Raw genomic sequence first — 15,629 nt, forward strand, 5'->3', positions numbered from 1 at the left:
CCCCGTTCACACCGTGTGGGCAGCATTTCTGTCCGGCAAGGCCAGGGTCAGAATGTTGCGCTCTTCAAAGGTTTCCCGCGCGAATTGGCCGACCATGCGGCCTTCGCACATGACGATGATGCGGTCGGAAATACCCATCACTTCGGGCAGCTCGCTGGAAACGACCACGATGGCCATACCGCCTTCCGCAAGCTCGTAGAGGATGTCGTAGATCTCCGACTTGGCGCCGACGTCGATGCCGCGTGTCGGCTCGTCGACAATCAGCACCTTCACACCCTGTTCCGACAGCCAGCGGCCCAGAATGACCTTCTGCTGATTGCCGCCGGAGAGATTGACGATGTCCTGCTTCCGCGATGGCGTGCGCACCTTGAGCCGGGCGATGAAGCGATCCGCAAGAGCTGCTTCCTTGCCAAGCTGGAGAATGCCGAAGGAGGACATGTGCCTGCGTGAGGAAATGGCTATGTTTTCCTCGATCGACCGCCCCTGGATAATGCCGTCGTGTTTCCGGTCTTCCGGACACAACACGAGCCCTGCATTGATGGCACCGCGCGGATTGTCCGCAGGCACTTCCTTGCCGTCGATGGAGACCGTGCCGCCGCGCCGCGTGTCCGCACCATAGACAAGGCGCATCAACTCGCTGCGTCCGGCGCCAATCAGGCCGAAGAAGCCCAGGATTTCGCCCTGCCGAACCGAGAATTCGGCCGGTCCGGGAAGCTTTTCGCCGCATATGCCGGACACTTCCAGCCGCACCGGCCCGAACGACCGCTCACGCCAGCCCCAGATGTTGCCGATTTCACGCCCGACCATCTCGGCGATGATCTGGTCGCGGGTCACATTGGCAATGTCGGGGTGATGGGCTGCAAGACGGCCATCCCGCAAAACCGTCAGGCTGTCGCAGAGGTGGAAGATTTCCTCCAGCCGGTGAGACACATAGAGGATCACCGTGCCCTTGGCCTTCAACCGGGCGATCAGCTTGAACAGGATCTCGCTTTCCCTGGAGGACAGGGATGACGTCGGCTCGTCCAGTGCGATGACCCGGGCCTCCATCATCACGGCCTTGGCGATTTCCACCATCTGGCGCGCACCGATGGACAGCGAAGCGACCTTGGCATTGGGATCGACATCGACGCCGATCTCCTCAAGCCGGTTGCGCACGGTCTCGACCAATCGCCGGCCTTCGAGGACGCCACCCCGGTTGGGAAACCGGCCCAGCCAGAGATTTTCCGCCACCGTCAGCTCCGGCACCAGCTGAAGTTCCTGGTGGATCACGATCACTCCGGCCTCGAAGGCATCGCGCACAGACCCGTAGTTCTGCTCGATCCCGTCGATGGAGATGGATCCGCTGTCCGCGGACTGGTCGCCGGAAAGCACCCGGATCAGGGTGGACTTGCCGGCACCGTTCTCGCCCATCAACCCATGTACGGCTCCCTTCTCCACCGAGAAGGAGATGTCCGACAGGGCCTGAACGCCCGGGTAGCTCTTGGATATGTTTTGTACTGACAGATAAGACATGACGCTCGCGCAACAGTTCCCCGGCGACCGCAAGACCGGTCGCCGGATCAGGTGTCAGTCGGGACGGATCACTCGATGCCCAGGTCCTTGCGCACGTCCACATAAGTGTCGCGCAGGGCCAGCGAGCCGGACGTCAGGATGAGCGGCTCCGGTGCCTTGTTGTTGGCAATCCACTCGTACATGTTGAGTGCGGTTTCATAACCGTGGCGCTTCGGCGAGATAATGACCGTACCGTAGAAACCGGTCGCGCTCGGTTTCTTGAACTCGTTGATGGCCGATTCAGCACCGCCGATGCCAACGCCAATGACGTTCTCAGCCGGAATGCCGACCGATTCCGTGGCCCGGACGGCGCCGAGAACGGCTTCGTCGTTCAGACCGAAGGCAATCCACTTCTTCACGTCCGCGTGCTGGTTGAGCACGGTGGTGGCAGCGTTCAGGGCCGCTTCGGTATCGGTCTTGGCCTGGGGCGCGTCATAGATGTTTTCCGCGGGGAAGCCGGCAGCCGTCAGAGCTGCGATAGCGCCTTCGACCCGATCGACGGCCGTCGGAAGCTGGTCGTAGGAAACGCGGATCGCGCCCACTTCGGACATGTTCCAGCCGCGCGCCTCGATCTCGGCCGCAATGGACTGGCCGACGGTCTCGCCGATCTTTATCGCGGAAATGCCCATGTGCGGCACGCTTTCGATGGGTCCGCCATCAGCGCCGACAAGTCGGTCATCCACAGTCATCAGCTTCAGGTCGTTGGCGGCTGCCTTGGCCACGATTCCCGGTCCGAGCTTCACATCCGGCACGCAGATGATGAAGCCCTGCGCGCCTTGCGCACCCAGGTTATCGATTGCTGCCTGAACCTTCTCTCCATCCGGTGCACCGATTTCAACAAGGGTGAACCCTTTTTCCTCGGCAGCCTTCTGGGCGAACTTCCACTCGTCCTGGAACCAGGGCTCCTCCGGCTGCTTGACGACGAAACCGATTTTCACGTCAGCGGCATGGGCAGAACCGACGAGGGCAAGGGCCATCACTCCGGTCAGAACGGCTTTCTTCAACACACGCATTGCAGAACCTCCCAATTCATTTCGAGGCGCCCAGCCTCCCGGGGCGCTTCAACAGACCTACTGTGAATCATCATACCAGTCAATTGCCTTTGTATGATGTATCAGATAAGGTTGCCCGACATTCGAAGACGGACGGTGAAACGCGCAGTTCGCGCAGAGCAAAAAATCCGCTAAAAATGCGGGATCTCATTCCGCCACAAACAGGGAGCAGGCCATTGGAAACGTTGAGGGAGGAGACAGCGACCGCTGATCAGAACAGTGGCAAGCGCCCTCGCGTGCGAAAGAATGTGACGGCTGCTCTGGCGGAAGACATCTGCTCTGAAAAATATCCGGTCGGCGCTCAGCTCCCGCGAGAAAACGACCTGTGCGAAATCTATGGCGTCAGCCGCACGGTCATTCGCGAATCCATCAAGGTTCTGGAATCCAAAGGCATGCTGCGGGTGAAGCCTCGCGTGGGAACCGTGGTGACCGACCGGGAGGACTGGAACATACTGGATGGGGAAGTGCTCGATTGGATCGGCCCCTTCATCCATGAGTTCGACCTGCTTGGATGCATCCTGGAAGCCCGGCGCACGATTGAGCCGGCAGCAGCGGAATTTGCGGCCAAACGTGCCACCTTGCAGGAAATTGCGGCGCTGGAAGCGGCCTGGTTGCGGATGCGCGACTCAAATTCCGACCCTGAGGCCTTCACCGAGGCCGACGTCGATTTCCATAGCGTGCTTATGGCCGCCAGCCACAATCAGGTGTTTCGGCGTCTTTCCAGTGCCATTCATACGGCCCTGCATTATACGCTGCATGCGTCCAACACCGCGGTGGAGAGCCGGGACCTTGCCATCGAACTGCATGGCGAACTTGTGGATGCCCTGCGTCTGCGCGATGCGCCGCGAGCCCGGGAAGCCTCGAACCGGATGCTTGACCTGGCCGAGCATGACCTGACTGCGGCCCAGGCTGCTGCCGGGCGTGTCGATCGCTGACCACCCCTTCGCCTGCCGCCCGATGACGCCGCCTTTGCCGGAAACTTAAAGAATGAAGATCACCAAACTCACGACCTATATCGTGCCGCCGCGCTGGCTTTTCCTGAAGATCGAAACCGATGAAGGCGTCACCGGCTGGGGCGAACCCGTGGTGGAAGGCCGTGCCCTGACCACGGAAGCGGCTGTCCATGAACTTTCCGACTATCTCATCGGCAAGGATCCCTTCTTGATCGAGGACCATTGGACGGTGCTTTATCGAGGCGGATTTTACCGGGGCGGCGCGATACACATGAGCGCCCTTGCGGGCATCGACCAGGCCTTGTGGGACATCAAGGGGAAGGCTCTCGGCCAGCCGGTTCACTCGCTGCTTGGCGGCCAGGTGCGGGACAGGATCAAGGTCTATTCCTGGATCGGTGGCGACAGGCCTTCGGAGCTGGCGGACAACGCCAGGCAGGTGGTCGAGCGCGGCTTCAAGGCGCTGAAAATGAACGGCTGCGCCGAGCTCCAGATCGTCGACAGCAACTCACGGCTGGACAAGGCTGTGGAGGCGATCGCGAGCGTGCGCGAAGCCGTTGGTCCGGACATCGGCATCGCAGTAGACTTCCACGGGCGGGTGCACAAGCCCATGGCCAAGGTCCTGGCGCGGGAACTTGATCCCTACAAGCTGATGTTCATTGAAGAACCGGTGCTTTCCGAAAACAAGGAAGCCCTGCGCGATATCGTCAATCACACCTCGACGCCGATTGCCCTTGGCGAAAGGCTTTATTCCCGCTGGGACTTCAAGTCGGTTTTGTCCGACGGCTATGTGGACATCATACAGCCGGATCTGTCACACGCGGGCGGGATCACGGAATGCCGGAAGATCGCTGCGATGGCCGAGGCTTACGATGTTGCGCTCGCGCCTCATTGCCCGCTTGGCCCCATCGCCCTTGCCGCCTGCCTCCAGGTCGATGCGGTGTCCTACAATGCTTTCATTCAGGAACAGAGCCTCGGCATCCATTACAACAAGTCCAACGATCTGCTGGACTACATCACCAACGCCGATGTCTTCGCCTATGCGGACGGCTTTGCTGCCATCCCGCAGGGACCAGGCCTCGGCATCGAGGTGAACGAGGATTATGTCGTCGAGCGCGCCAAGGAAGGTCACCGCTGGCGCAATCCCATTTGGCGTCATGAAGACGGAAGTCTCGCCGAGTGGTGACTTGAACGGATGTGAATAAACCTGACGGGGCGTCTCAGGACGCCTCGCGCCAGCGCTCCTCGCGAACGAATTCGATCAGCCTGTCCGAGGGCATCGCCGGTGCAAAGGCATAACCCTGCAGGGCATCGCAGCCAAGGTCGCGCAGGATCCTGGCATGTTCCATGGTTTCCACGCCTTCGGCGACAACCTTGATGCCGAGCGACTGCCCGATTTCGATGATCGATGCCACCAGGCGGCGCTGGCCTTCCGAATGGGTGATCGGGATGACCAGCTGACGATCGATCTTCAGCCGTTTCGGACGCAGGTGAATGAGGCTGACGATGGAGGCATAGCCCGTGCCGAAATCATCGATCTCGATGTCGATGCCCATGTCCCGCAGGTGTTCGAAATTGGCGGCGATAAGATCGTTCTTGTCGTCCAGGAAGATGGATTCCAGAAGTTCGAAGGACAGTGACCCGGGTTCGAAGGCAAGACCGTCGAGGCTCTGCATCAGGTTGGCGTCGTTGAGCCTGCCAGCCGACACGTTGACCGACATTTTCGGAATATGGATTCCGGCTGCCTTCCAGCGCGCGGACTGCCACAGGGTCTGTTCCAGAATAATCCGGTCGATCAGCGGCACCACATTAAGCTCGTCGGCCGTTTTCAGGAACACGTCCGGTGTGAGGATGCCTTCGGTGGGATGGTTCCAGCGCGCCAGTGCCTCGACACCGGTGATCGCCAGCGTTCTCGCATCGAACTGCGGCTGGAAGTACGGCAGGAATTCCTGACGCTCCAATGCACACAGGATGTCGTCGGCAACCTGCTTGTTGCGGACGATTTCCGACTTCAGCGTATCGGAGAAGAATTCGAACCGGTTGCGGCCGTTGCTCTTGGCCCGGTAGAGGGCGATGTCGGCATCGACCAGCAGGTGCCGGCCGTAGTCGCTCAAGGTCGTGTCGGCCATGGCAATGCCGATGGACACGCCGAAGCGGCACTGATGATTTTCGAAAGTCACCGGCTGACGCATCTGCTCGATGATCTTTTCAGCAAGGGCGGCCAGGCTTTTCTCGTCGGTCGGCTCGGTGATGGCAATGACGAACTCGTCACCGCCGATGCGGGCGACGAACTCGCTGGAACTGACGTTTTCCATCAGCACCGACGCGGCATGGGTAAGCATCGAGTCGCCGGCAGCGTGGCCAAGTGTGTCGTTGATATGCTTGAAGCGATCGAGATCGATATGCAGCAGCGCCGTCGGCTTGTGCGGGGCCTGCTCGTCCAATAGCTGCCGGTCCAGGAAACGGCGGTTCGGGAGACCGGTCAGACTGTCATGCAGCGAATGGTGCTCCATCAGCGCACGGGCATCCTCCAGTTCGCGGTTCCGGTCTTCGGCGTTCTGCTTGGCGTTGAGCAAACGGGTCTTGAGCTGGAAATCCCGGGAAACGTCCCAGTTGACGCCCAGAATGTAACGTTGGCCGCGAGTGTTGGTGTGAACAGCACCGATGGCCCGGATCCAGCGGGTGGAGCCGTCCTGAAGGATCACACGGAAGTCGGAATGATAAGTTCCGCCGGTGTCGATCGCATCCCAATATTCCTTTTCGGCACGCTTCAGATCCTCCGGGTGCAGGCACTCGGACCAGACATCGTATTGCGACGTGTCGCGCCACTCCGGGATATCGTAAAGCTCCCGCATCCGGCTATCCCAGGTCAGCACGCCGGTATCCAGGTTCAGTTCCCAGATGCCTATCTTGGAGGTATCGAGGGCCAGCTTCAGGCGCTGAGACAGACCTTCCATCTGCACCTGGCGGCGCCTCAGTTCGCGGATATGCCCGCGCCGCTGATCGTACAGCTGTCCGGCGATGAAGATCGGCAACAGGACCAGCAGTCCCCCGGCCAGCATCAGCAAGCGGACTTTCCAGGCGTTGTCCGGCATTGCCGACCAACCACCACGCGGGATCGCCGCAATCCGCCAACGCCCGGTCGGCAGAACCACCTCGGACAACACAGGGTTCTGGGACAGAATGTTCTCGTCCCCGAAGAAAACCGACTTGTCCGCCATGGTCGCATCGCGGCCCATGATCGCGATTTCCACGGGAAGCGCGGCGTCCAGCAAGCCGCTGTCCGCATAAAGCCTGTCGGCGTCGACGACAGCAGCAACCAGCCCCCAAAGGCGCCTTGTGCCATCATCATTTTCGGTAAAGACAGGGAAGCGTCCGACGAACCCCTTGCCCCCCTGCAAAAGATCGACGGGACCGGCGAGCACCATCTCGCCCGAATTCACCGCCCGAAGGGCCGCATCACGCTGCTGCTCGTTTTTCCGGTAATCGAGCCCGATGGCCTTTTCGTTGCCGGTCATGGGATACATCAGCCTGACGACAAGATCCGGTGCGCCGGCGACATTGCGAAGCTGCGAGTGATTGCCGATGAGACCACTGGAAATCCGGCCGAACTGGTCCTGATCAATATCCGGCTGTGTCGCAATAAGTGCAACAAGCCCCCGGACAAGCTGCAGGTTGCTGTTGATGTTGCCTTCCAGCCGGGCACGGACAATGCCGAGTTGCTCGGCGACATTCGCGCGCGCACTCTGCAGATGCACGGACCGGTTCTGAACTTCCGCGAATATTCCGGCAGCAATTGTCACGGCAAGGGCAATGCCGATCGCCGCAACGCTGGCCAGGCTGGGCCGTGTCAGAATATGACTGGCTCCAATTCGGGAAAAAAATGTCTTCGGCATCTCATCTCGTTAGGTCGAGAAATCTCCAATGGCCAACGATCAGGACACCGCAGTCTTGGAGCTTATCTCAGAATAACCTTAAAAACGAAACAAATGCCTAAAGGTCACTTTACAGTTTGACTGAAGGGATTGAGCGATATTGCTTCAGAGCTTTTGGGCTGTTCTAACGCAGCAGGATAACCCCCACGACCGCCGCAACGATGAGCATGCAGCCGAAAATCTCGGACCGGGCGATCGCTTCCTTGAACACCAGCCATGACACCAGAAAGGTGAACACGAGTTCGACCTGGGCAAGTGCGCGCACATAGGCAACGTTTTGCAGCGTCATTGCCGTGAACCAGCCGACAGACCCGGCCACGCCGGAAGCGCCAACCCAGACGGCTGCTCGCCAGGCGCGAAGACTGGCACGCAACTGGTCGGGTTCACGCAGCACCATCCAGCTTGCCATGACGATTGTCTGGAAAGCCGTTGCATAAACCAGCGCGTAGGCGGCCTGCATCGGCACCCCGGTGCCTTCCAGCGACAGTGAAGCCGTGCGGTAGGCGACGGCGGACGCTCCGAAAAAGGCAGCCGAGGCAAGGCCGATCAATGCCGGACGTCCGACCAGTGAGGTGCGGATGGCAGTCAGTGTCAACGGAACCCGTGCCAGGGAAATGACCACCACACCGATGACGCCGACCAGAATGCACAGTCCAGCCGCCAGGGAAATGTGTTCGCCGAGAACGACGAAGCTGAAGAGCGCCGCCTGGATCGGTTCTGTCTTGGAATAGGCGGTCCCGACGGCAAAGTTGCGGAAGGAGAACAGGTGGATCAGCAGAAACGTGCCGAGAATCTGCGCCAGACCGCCCAGCGCCCCGGCAATCAAAAGCATCGGTGTCGGTTCAGGCAGCGGGAACTTGAACACGACGTGCAGCACGGCAGCATAGGCGATCGCAAAAGGCACGCCGTAGCCGAACCGCACAAATGTTGCCCCGGTGGTGCCAAGCTGACCTTTCAGGTGTTTCTGGAGGGCCGTGCGCAGGTTCTGGCAGAACGCTGCTGCAATGGTGATCGGGATCCATAATTCCACGGAACGTACTCTTGTCGATTTTGTTGAATTGATTTCACCCTAGCGATTTAGTCACCGCTTTAAACTGCCGTGATCGCAACCAACATTTTATTTTTTCTCAACTCATCGACCTGGACGGCAGGTGTAATCCAGCCAGCATTCCCCCGAGAATGGCGGCTTGTTTGACGGCTACAGGACATCTGCCGACCCTCCCGTGCTTGACAGCACCTTGCCGGGCAGCTTAGGTCCGCGCCAGAAATGTTAACGCCCGGAGACCATCTGCCTGATGACCCACGATCTCGCTTCCCTGTCCAAGATCATCGACGCCGCTTTCGAAGACCGTGCAGCCATCGACACCACGACCACCGGTGAAGTCCGGGACGCGGTCGAGGAAACTTTGAACCTGCTCGACCGTGGCAAGCTGCGCGTTGCGGAGAAGAAGGATGGCGACTGGGCGGTCAACCAGTGGGCCAAGAAGGCTGTTCTGCTGTCGTTCCGCCTGAACCCGATGGACATCATCAAGGGCGGCCCCGGCGACGCCACCTGGTGGGACAAGGTGCCGTCCAAGTTCGACGGCTGGCGCGGCATGGATTTTGAAAACGCCGGTTTCCGCGCCGTGCCGAACTGCATCGTTCGCCGCTCTGCCTTTATCGGCAAGGGCGTGGTCCTGATGCCGTCCTTCGTCAATCTCGGTGCTTTTGTTGACGAAGGCACAATGGTCGACACATGGGCGACCGTCGGCTCCTGCGCCCAGATCGGCAAGAACGTCCACCTGTCCGGCGGCGTCGGCATCGGCGGCGTTCTGGAACCGCTCCAGGCCGGTCCGGTGATCATCGAAGACAATTGCTTTATCGGCGCACGCTCCGAAGTGGTCGAAGGCTGTATCGTGCGCGAAGGTTCCGTGCTCGGCATGGGTGTCTTCATTGGCCAGTCCACCCGCATCGTCAACCGCATGACCGGCGAGATCACCTACGGCGAAGTACCGCCCTACTCCGTGGTTGTCGCAGGTTCCATGCCGACGTCCAGCGTGATGGGCAACGGCGAAGCCGCTCCGAACCTTTACTGCGCCGTAATCGTGAAGACGGTTGACGAAAAGACCCGTTCCAAGACCGGCATCAACGAACTTCTGCGCGACTGACGCAGACCAGGGAGCGCCGCGAGCGCTCCGACATCTGGAAATCCGGAAAGCCCCGCCCTAACCCGGCGGGGTTTTTCATGCGCCCCACAAAAGCCCGACCACCTGGGAAATCACGAGCGTGAGCAACACATCCAGGACGACGACGCCGATGGTCAGGCTCACGGTTGTCTGAAGCGCGATGCGGGCGACCTGGTAGCGATACCAGATCACGACAAAGAGGCAGGTCAGCGACAACAAGACAACGATGCCAGGCGAGATAACGTCCAGAAGAAACAGGATGTAGGTAAAGAGATACGGCACCGACGCGAGCAGGCTTGTCCAGTTGCGTACGACAATGAAAGACACGTAGCGGTTCGAAATGCCTATCGGCGCTGCCAGCAACGCCAGCAACAACGGTAGTGCCAGCCAGTCGACGCCCATTCCCAGGAACTGGGCAAACCAGTAGCTACCGTTCGGAAAGGCGTCGGGATGGTAGAGGTTCTCGGCGAAAAAGAGCCGCTTTTCCGCAAGGCAACTGACCACGTAAACCGGCACCAGCAGAAAGATGACGGAGAACGAACGCCAGAACCCCTGAATGGACTGGTCGAAAAACGCCATTCCTTCCGGACGGTTGCGCAGAAGCAACCAGGACCCGTCCAATGCCGCGCGAATTTCGACCTTGCTGATCAATTCCCGTCTGCTCCGGAAAAATAGCTGAAGAGGAATTTTTTGTAGATTGCTGCCAGCCGGTCAAGGTCCTCAACCGCGACACATTCGTCCACCTTGTGCATCGTCTGGCCGACAAGGCCAAATTCCACGACGGGACAGTAGTTCTTTATGAAGCGGGCGTCTGATGTTCCTCCGCCCGTTGAAAGCTCCGGAACCCGGCCGGTTTCCGCTTCCACAGCCTTGCTCAGGGCTTCGATCAGGACTTCGTCCCGCGTCAGGAAGGATTCGCTGGCATCGCGCTTGAACTCCAGCCCAAGCGCTAGGTTTCCAAGGTCTACCGCTTCAAGCGTCCCGGTGATGCGGGCCTTGAGACTCTCCAGCGTCCATTCGTCATTGTAGCGAATGTTGAAACGGGCCTCTGCCCGCGCCGGGATGACGTTGAAGGCCGGATTCCCCACATCAGCGGAGACAATCTCCAGATTGGACGGCTGAAAGCGTTCGTTGCCCTTGTCCAGCTCCAGCGCATCAAGCGCGGCCAGAAGGCGAACCAGGCCCGGGATCGGGTTGTCAGCCAGATGCGGGTAGGCGGCATGGCCCTGGACACCCCGGACCGTGATGGTGCCGGACAGCGATCCGCGCCGCCCGACCTTGATGGCATCGCCGAGCACATCCGGATTGGTCGGCTCGCCGACGATGCAGGCATCGAACACATGCCCTTGTTCCCTGGCCCACTGAAGCAGCTTGACGGTGCCGTTGACTGCCGGGCCTTCCTCGTCGCCGGTGATGAGAAAGGAAATCGTGCCGCCAAAATCCGGGCCCTTTTCGGCAACGTAATCAAGCGCTGCTGCTGCAAAGGCCGCGATGCCGCCTTTCATGTCGACTGCGCCTCGGCCAAACAGCATGCCGTTGTCGATGGTCCCCTCAAACGGGCCGTGCCGCCAGTCGCTCTCGGCACCGGCCGGAACCACATCCGTGTGGCCTGCAAAGACGAAATGCGGTGCACCGCTGCCGATGGAGGCAAAAAGGTTCTCCACGTCCGGCGTGTCCTCGTCCTGGAACGTGACGCGCGACACGGCAAACCCGGCCTTGCCGAGCAACGCTTCCAGCGATGCCAGCGCGCCGCCTTCGGCAGGGGTCACGGACGGGCAACGGATCAGGTCCTGTGCGATTGCGACGGCGGAAGTGGGCATGAAACAGTCTCTTTGGTTAGTCGTATGCAAGGTTCACGCGCGTTCAGCGCTTGCGCCAGTAGCTGTTTGGCATCGGGCCATGGCGGTTCGGCTGGCCCTGGCTCGGCACAACGCCGAGAAAGATCAGCATGATCACATTCAGGATCGGAACGAAGATCAAAAGTGCGAGGAACCCGCTCTGACCGATGTCCTGCAACCGCTTGACGACCAGTGCCAGTTCCACCCACTGCAGAACGAAAAACAGAACCGGAAACAGCGGATTCGTGCCGATGTAGTCACCGGAAATCATGGATTCAGGCGTCGGCGTTTCAGCGGAGGAAAGCCACCATATCCGCAGCGCAATGCCGAAGATGATCCAGCTGACAAGGAAACACAGCCAATAGGGTTCCCGGCCCATACGACCGATAGGGCTCAAAAGGGCCCAGATCGGCCCCGGGGCAGTATTCGCGCTCTGTGGGGGCGTTGTCATTCCATCCAGCTCAGGTTCGATTGATCTGGCAAGGAGGTAGACGCATACGCGGGCCGGATCAAGGTCTGTTACACAGTCGCACCGGCCTTGGCCAGTGCGTAATCATGCGAATTGTGCCAGTCGTATAGTTTGCACCCCTATTACCTTGGGTAATTTTAATGGATTTTGCACGTTCGGCGTGCCAATCCTAATTTTGAAGGTTCACTGCCGACGAGGGGGCTCGCTGATGACCGGTGCCTGGAAGACTAGACTAACTGCCTGTGCATTCTCAGTATTTCTGGCGTTCTTGTCCACTATGGCACTGCCGGCCAACGCACAGGACACCGGAAAAAACCTTCCGTCGCAGCTTCAGCCCGAAGCCATGGAAAAGCTTGTCTCCGATCTCGATCCGGAACAGGTGAAGGCGCTGACCGACCTGATGACCCTGCTGCAGCAAGGTGCCGCAGCCAAGGGCGCGCAGACCCCGCCTCCGTCAGAAGAAGTCGAACTGATCGAGAAGGTGCAGACTGCAGCCGATCAGTTCGGCGCGCTGATTGCCAACAGTTTCCGAACAGTGCCGGAGCTCTTCAGCAGCCTTTTCTCCAGTATCGGCGCGCTGATTGCGGGAACGGTCGCAGGACCCGTGCATATCTTCATCGGTGCGATTGCACTTATCCTGGCCGCCGGGTTTGCCGCCGAGTTCCTGGTCAACCGGCTATTCGCCTCCCGCCGGGAGAAAATCCAGAGCCATGCGCCCCACAGCCTCTTTGAAACTGTCAAACTGGTCTCCACACGTGCAGCGCTTGATCTTGGCGGGCTGATTGTTTTTGCAATCGTCGCCTTCGCTGTCGGCAAGATCGCGATTTTCGATCCTGTCGCCAGAGCCTTTGCCTTTCAGGCGGTATACTGGATCGTTTTCCTGCCACGCATCGTCGCAGCCCTGCTGCGTTTTGCCCTGGCGCCGCATCGCAGCGAGCTGCGCCTCGTCACCGCGGACGACACCACCGCCAAGTCACTTTACCGCAGCTTCACGAGCCTCTTCGCCTTCGTTGGAGTCACGTTCTTCCTGCGTAACATCATGATCGAGGCCGGCGACGGAGATGTTGCCGAAACCTTCCGCTTCTTCATCGGCTTTGGCGTCAATCTCTGGATCGCCATGGTCATCTGGAACGCCCGTCATGGCCTGACGAGCATCATTCTGGGTGATGAGCACCAGCCAACCAGCGGCTTGGAACGCATGGCCCGGTTCTGGCCCTACTTCTCGATTGCCTTCATCGCCTTCAACTGGCTGCTGGTTCAGATAACAACCAGCATGGGCATCGAGGCGCTGACCGCGGGACGCTCTCTCGCCGTGATCGCGTTGGTCGTGTTCGCGCCGTTTCTCGACACGATGGTACGCGGCATCGTCTCCCACATCGTTCCGCCCATGCGCGGGGAAGGTCCGGTTGCGGAAGCTGCCCATATGCAGACCCGGCACAGCTACGTGCGCATTGCCCGCGTGGCCCTGCTTGCCTTCCTGGTGCTGATGGTCGGCAGGATCTATGGTCTCAATCTGCTCGCGCTCGGCGCGGAAGACGGGTCCTCGGTCGCCCGGCATACGGTTATCTTCCTGCTTATTCTGGCCGCCGGTTACCTTGCCTGGGAAATCACCAATCTCTGGGTTGCCCACCAGCTCGCCAAGGACTCGCCGCCGCCTTCCAACGAAGATGAAGACGCGGAGATGGGCGGGGCCGGCAAGTCGCGCCTGGCAACGATCCTGCCGCTGATCCGCGTCGTCGTGCAGATCACGATCCTGACCCTGACCACGCTGCTCGCCCTCAGCCAGCTGGGCATCAACATCACGCCGCTTCTGGCCGGTGCCGGTGTCGTTGGCCTGGCAGTCGGCTTCGGGGCGCAGACCCTGGTGCGCGACGTGGTCTCAGGCATCTTCTTCCTGATGGACGATGCCTTCCGTCTGGGTGAATTCATCGATGCGGGCGGTACACAGGGCACTATCGAGAAAATCTCGATAAGGTCCCTGCAGCTGCGCGGCACGCGTGGTGCCGTTCATATCGTCCCCTATGGCGAAATTCCGAAGCTCACCAACCTGTCCCGTGACTGGGTGATCATGAAGCTGAAGTTCACCGTTCCTTTCGACACGGATGTCGAGAAGGTTCGCAAGCTCTTCAAGCGGATCGGCCAGGAAATCATGGAGATGGAAGAGTTCAAGGACGACATTCTGGCCCCGTTCAAGGGACAGGGCGTTGCCGATGTTGACGACGTCGGCATCGTGGTGCGCGGCAAGTACACCACCAAACCCGGCAAGCAGTTCGGCATCCGCAAGGAAATCTACAAGCGCGTTCAACAAGCGTTCGAGGACAACGGCATCCAGTTCGCGCGCAAGGAGGTGCGGGTCAACATTCCCGACACCGCGAAGCTGGACGACAAGCAAAAGGAAGCCGTCACAGCAGCTGCGGCTGCCGCAGCCGCCGACATGGACAAGAAGCCGGCTACCGAGTGAGGCTCTGCCTTGCTTCGCCTGCAACATAACGGCCTGCCGCTTCGCCTGTGAGAGCGGTGGGCACAGCGTTTGTGGCCCATCCTTCGAGACGCCGCTATCGCGGCTCCTCAGGATGAGGCGATACGGGGAAAAAAGGCTTCAGCAAACCGCAGCCTCATCCTTAGGAGGCCACCAGGCCGTCTCGAAGGATGGGCCCAAAGCCCTGCTCCCCATTTTCACGACTGGATAACATGGCACGCAGGTCTGCCCGCGCTTCACGTCGGATTTAACCGGCGCATAAGCCCTTCTCCCGATTGAGCCGGACACCGTTCCGTGCCTAAGATTGCCTGTCCGCGGGAGGCGGGCGGGCAATATGCTTTTGGGAGGAAGCCGCCTGATGAGTGACAACACGTCAACCCCGCACGGTAGCGGGGCATCCGCAACAACTGGATTGCGGCCCATGCCAAAGGTCAACAAGATTACCGTCAACGACGTGATCGACGCGTTCGCTGCGGGTCTGGCCGATTTCCGCAGGGCGCCGGTCTACGGCCTGGCGATCGGCGCGTTTTTCGCTCTTGGGGGCCTGTTTGTCGTCTTGAGCGCGGCCGCCCTCAACATGAGTTACCTGTCCTATCCGGCAGCGGCCGGTTTCGTCTTGATCGGGCCGTTCGCTGCGGTTGGTCTCTACGAGGTCAGCCGGCGTCTCCAAAATGGTGAGGAGCTTTCCTGGTCACGCATCTTCGGCACCATGTGGGCCCAAAAGGGGCGGGAACTTTCCTGGATGGCCTTCGTGGTTCTGTTCATCCAGATCATGTGGATGTATCAGGTGCGCCTGCTGCTCGCGCTGTTCCTCGGCTTCCGGTCGTTTGCCTCGTTCGACGAGTTTCTGACCCAGGTCATCTCCACCCCGGAAGGCCTGATGTTCCTGGCCGTTGGCCACGTGGTGGGTGCAATCTTGTCGCTGATCCTGTTCTCGTTGACCGTGGTGTCTTTCCCGTTGCTGATGGAGGAGGACCGGGACTTCATCACAGCCATGATCACCAGCGTGCGCGCTGTATTCACATCGCCCGTCCCGATGATCGGCTGGGCCTTTGTCGTAACCGCGGTTCTGATCGTGTCGATGGCACCGGCGTTCCTGGGTTTGGTCGTGTCCCTGCCGATCCTCGGTCATACGACCTGGCATCTCTACAAGAAATGCGTGGAGATACCCGAGGAGACGTTGTGACGGG

General features: G+C 60.0%; 12 protein-coding genes. 5 read left to right on the forward strand and 7 right to left on the reverse strand.

Annotated features, from left to right (window positions below; all coding sequences use genetic code 11):
• Positions 1–6 precede the first annotated feature (6 nt).
• Together araG and ACYQ6M_RS20720 are read right to left on the reverse strand one after the other, a co-directional pair.
• Positions 7–1,512 (reverse strand): L-arabinose ABC transporter ATP-binding protein AraG, encoded by a 1,506-nt coding sequence (gene araG / locus ACYQ6M_RS20715; RefSeq protein WP_460075313.1) that lies wholly within the window; start codon positions 1,510–1,512, stop codon positions 7–9.
• A 68-nt stretch (positions 1,513–1,580) separates the two neighbouring features.
• Positions 1,581–2,564 (reverse strand): arabinose ABC transporter substrate-binding protein, encoded by a 984-nt coding sequence (locus tag ACYQ6M_RS20720; protein WP_460075315.1) that lies wholly within the window; start codon positions 2,562–2,564, stop codon positions 1,581–1,583.
• Positions 2,565–2,788: 224 nt separating this feature from the next.
• Between ACYQ6M_RS20720 and ACYQ6M_RS20725 the strand changes: the two genes are divergently transcribed.
• Together ACYQ6M_RS20725 and dgoD are read left to right on the forward strand one after the other, a co-directional pair.
• On the forward strand, positions 2,789–3,538 hold the full coding sequence (locus ACYQ6M_RS20725; RefSeq protein ID WP_145903774.1) for a FadR/GntR family transcriptional regulator: 750 nt from the start codon (positions 2,789–2,791) through the stop codon (positions 3,536–3,538).
• Between the two features lie 52 nt (positions 3,539–3,590).
• Complete coding sequence (dgoD, locus tag ACYQ6M_RS20730) at positions 3,591–4,739, forward strand: galactonate dehydratase (protein ID WP_022999778.1); 1,149 nt, start codon at positions 3,591–3,593, stop codon at positions 4,737–4,739.
• A gap of 34 nt (positions 4,740–4,773) precedes the next feature.
• Here the strand turns inward: dgoD and ACYQ6M_RS20735 are convergent, their stop codons facing one another.
• Both ACYQ6M_RS20735 and ACYQ6M_RS20740 read right to left on the reverse strand, forming a co-directional pair.
• Positions 4,774–7,449, reverse strand: a complete 2,676-nt coding sequence (locus ACYQ6M_RS20735; protein ID WP_075283123.1) for a bifunctional diguanylate cyclase/phosphodiesterase — start codon at positions 7,447–7,449, stop codon at positions 4,774–4,776.
• Between the two features lie 163 nt (positions 7,450–7,612).
• The gene (locus tag ACYQ6M_RS20740; RefSeq protein ID WP_460075318.1) at positions 7,613–8,518 is read right to left on the reverse strand and encodes an EamA family transporter; all 906 of its coding nucleotides are present in this window, start codon (positions 8,516–8,518) and stop codon (positions 7,613–7,615) included.
• 262 nt (positions 8,519–8,780) lie between these two features.
• Here ACYQ6M_RS20740 and dapD point away from each other — a divergent pair, with 262 nt between their 5' ends.
• Positions 8,781–9,635 (forward strand): 2,3,4,5-tetrahydropyridine-2,6-dicarboxylate N-succinyltransferase, encoded by an 855-nt coding sequence (gene dapD / locus ACYQ6M_RS20745; RefSeq protein ID WP_088665171.1) that lies wholly within the window; start codon positions 8,781–8,783, stop codon positions 9,633–9,635.
• A gap of 75 nt (positions 9,636–9,710) precedes the next feature.
• Here dapD and ACYQ6M_RS20750 read toward each other — a convergent pair whose 3' ends face one another.
• The 3 genes from ACYQ6M_RS20750 to ACYQ6M_RS20760 are packed head-to-tail and all read right to left on the reverse strand — an operon-like array spanning position 9,711 to position 11,942.
• Positions 9,711–10,304 (reverse strand): hypothetical protein, encoded by a 594-nt coding sequence (locus ACYQ6M_RS20750; protein ID WP_022999774.1) that lies wholly within the window; start codon positions 10,302–10,304, stop codon positions 9,711–9,713.
• Entirely contained in the window at positions 10,301–11,473 is a 1,173-nt protein-coding gene (gene dapE / locus ACYQ6M_RS20755) for a succinyl-diaminopimelate desuccinylase (RefSeq protein WP_460075320.1), read from the reverse strand. The genes ACYQ6M_RS20750 and dapE overlap by 4 nt, the downstream gene beginning before the upstream one ends.
• 43 nt (positions 11,474–11,516) lie before the next feature.
• Positions 11,517–11,942 carry a DUF805 domain-containing protein gene (locus ACYQ6M_RS20760; protein ID WP_031268909.1) on the reverse strand — a complete coding sequence of 142 codons (426 nt, stop codon included), beginning with the start codon at positions 11,940–11,942 and terminating at the stop codon, positions 11,517–11,519.
• Positions 11,943–12,237: 295 nt separating this feature from the next.
• On the opposite strand from ACYQ6M_RS20760, the gene ACYQ6M_RS20765 reads away from it, so the two are divergent.
• Together ACYQ6M_RS20765 and ACYQ6M_RS20770 are read left to right on the forward strand one after the other, a co-directional pair.
• Positions 12,238–14,421 carry a mechanosensitive ion channel domain-containing protein gene (locus tag ACYQ6M_RS20765; protein WP_460075322.1) on the forward strand — a complete coding sequence of 728 codons (2,184 nt, stop codon included), beginning with the start codon at positions 12,238–12,240 and terminating at the stop codon, positions 14,419–14,421.
• 376 nt (positions 14,422–14,797) lie between these two features.
• Entirely contained in the window at positions 14,798–15,625 is an 828-nt protein-coding gene (locus ACYQ6M_RS20770; protein ID WP_031268907.1) for a DUF2189 domain-containing protein, read from the forward strand.
• The last annotated feature ends 4 nt before the right edge of the window (positions 15,626–15,629 follow it).

The sequence above is a fragment of the Roseibium sp. ROS1 genome (assembly GCF_054658215.1).

Excerpts from the sequence above, each read along its gene's own strand:
- araG (WP_460075313.1), bottom strand. The coding sequence starts at position 1,512 with ATGTCTTATCTGTCAGTACAAAACATATCCAAGAGCTACCCGGGCGTT.
- ACYQ6M_RS20720 (WP_460075315.1), bottom strand. The coding sequence starts at position 2,564 with ATGCGTGTGTTGAAGAAAGCCGTTCTGACCGGAGTGATGGCCCTTGCC.
- dgoD (WP_022999778.1), top strand. The coding sequence starts at position 3,591 with ATGAAGATCACCAAACTCACGACCTATATCGTGCCGCCGCGCTGGCTT.
- ACYQ6M_RS20735 (WP_075283123.1), bottom strand. The coding sequence starts at position 7,449 with ATGCCGAAGACATTTTTTTCCCGAATTGGAGCCAGTCATATTCTGACA.
- dapE (WP_460075320.1), bottom strand. The coding sequence starts at position 11,473 with ATGCCCACTTCCGCCGTCGCAATCGCACAGGACCTGATCCGTTGCCCG.
- ACYQ6M_RS20760 (WP_031268909.1), bottom strand. The coding sequence starts at position 11,942 with ATGACAACGCCCCCACAGAGCGCGAATACTGCCCCGGGGCCGATCTGG.
- ACYQ6M_RS20765 (WP_460075322.1), top strand. The coding sequence starts at position 12,238 with ATGGCACTGCCGGCCAACGCACAGGACACCGGAAAAAACCTTCCGTCG.
- ACYQ6M_RS20770 (WP_031268907.1), top strand. The coding sequence starts at position 14,798 with ATGAGTGACAACACGTCAACCCCGCACGGTAGCGGGGCATCCGCAACA.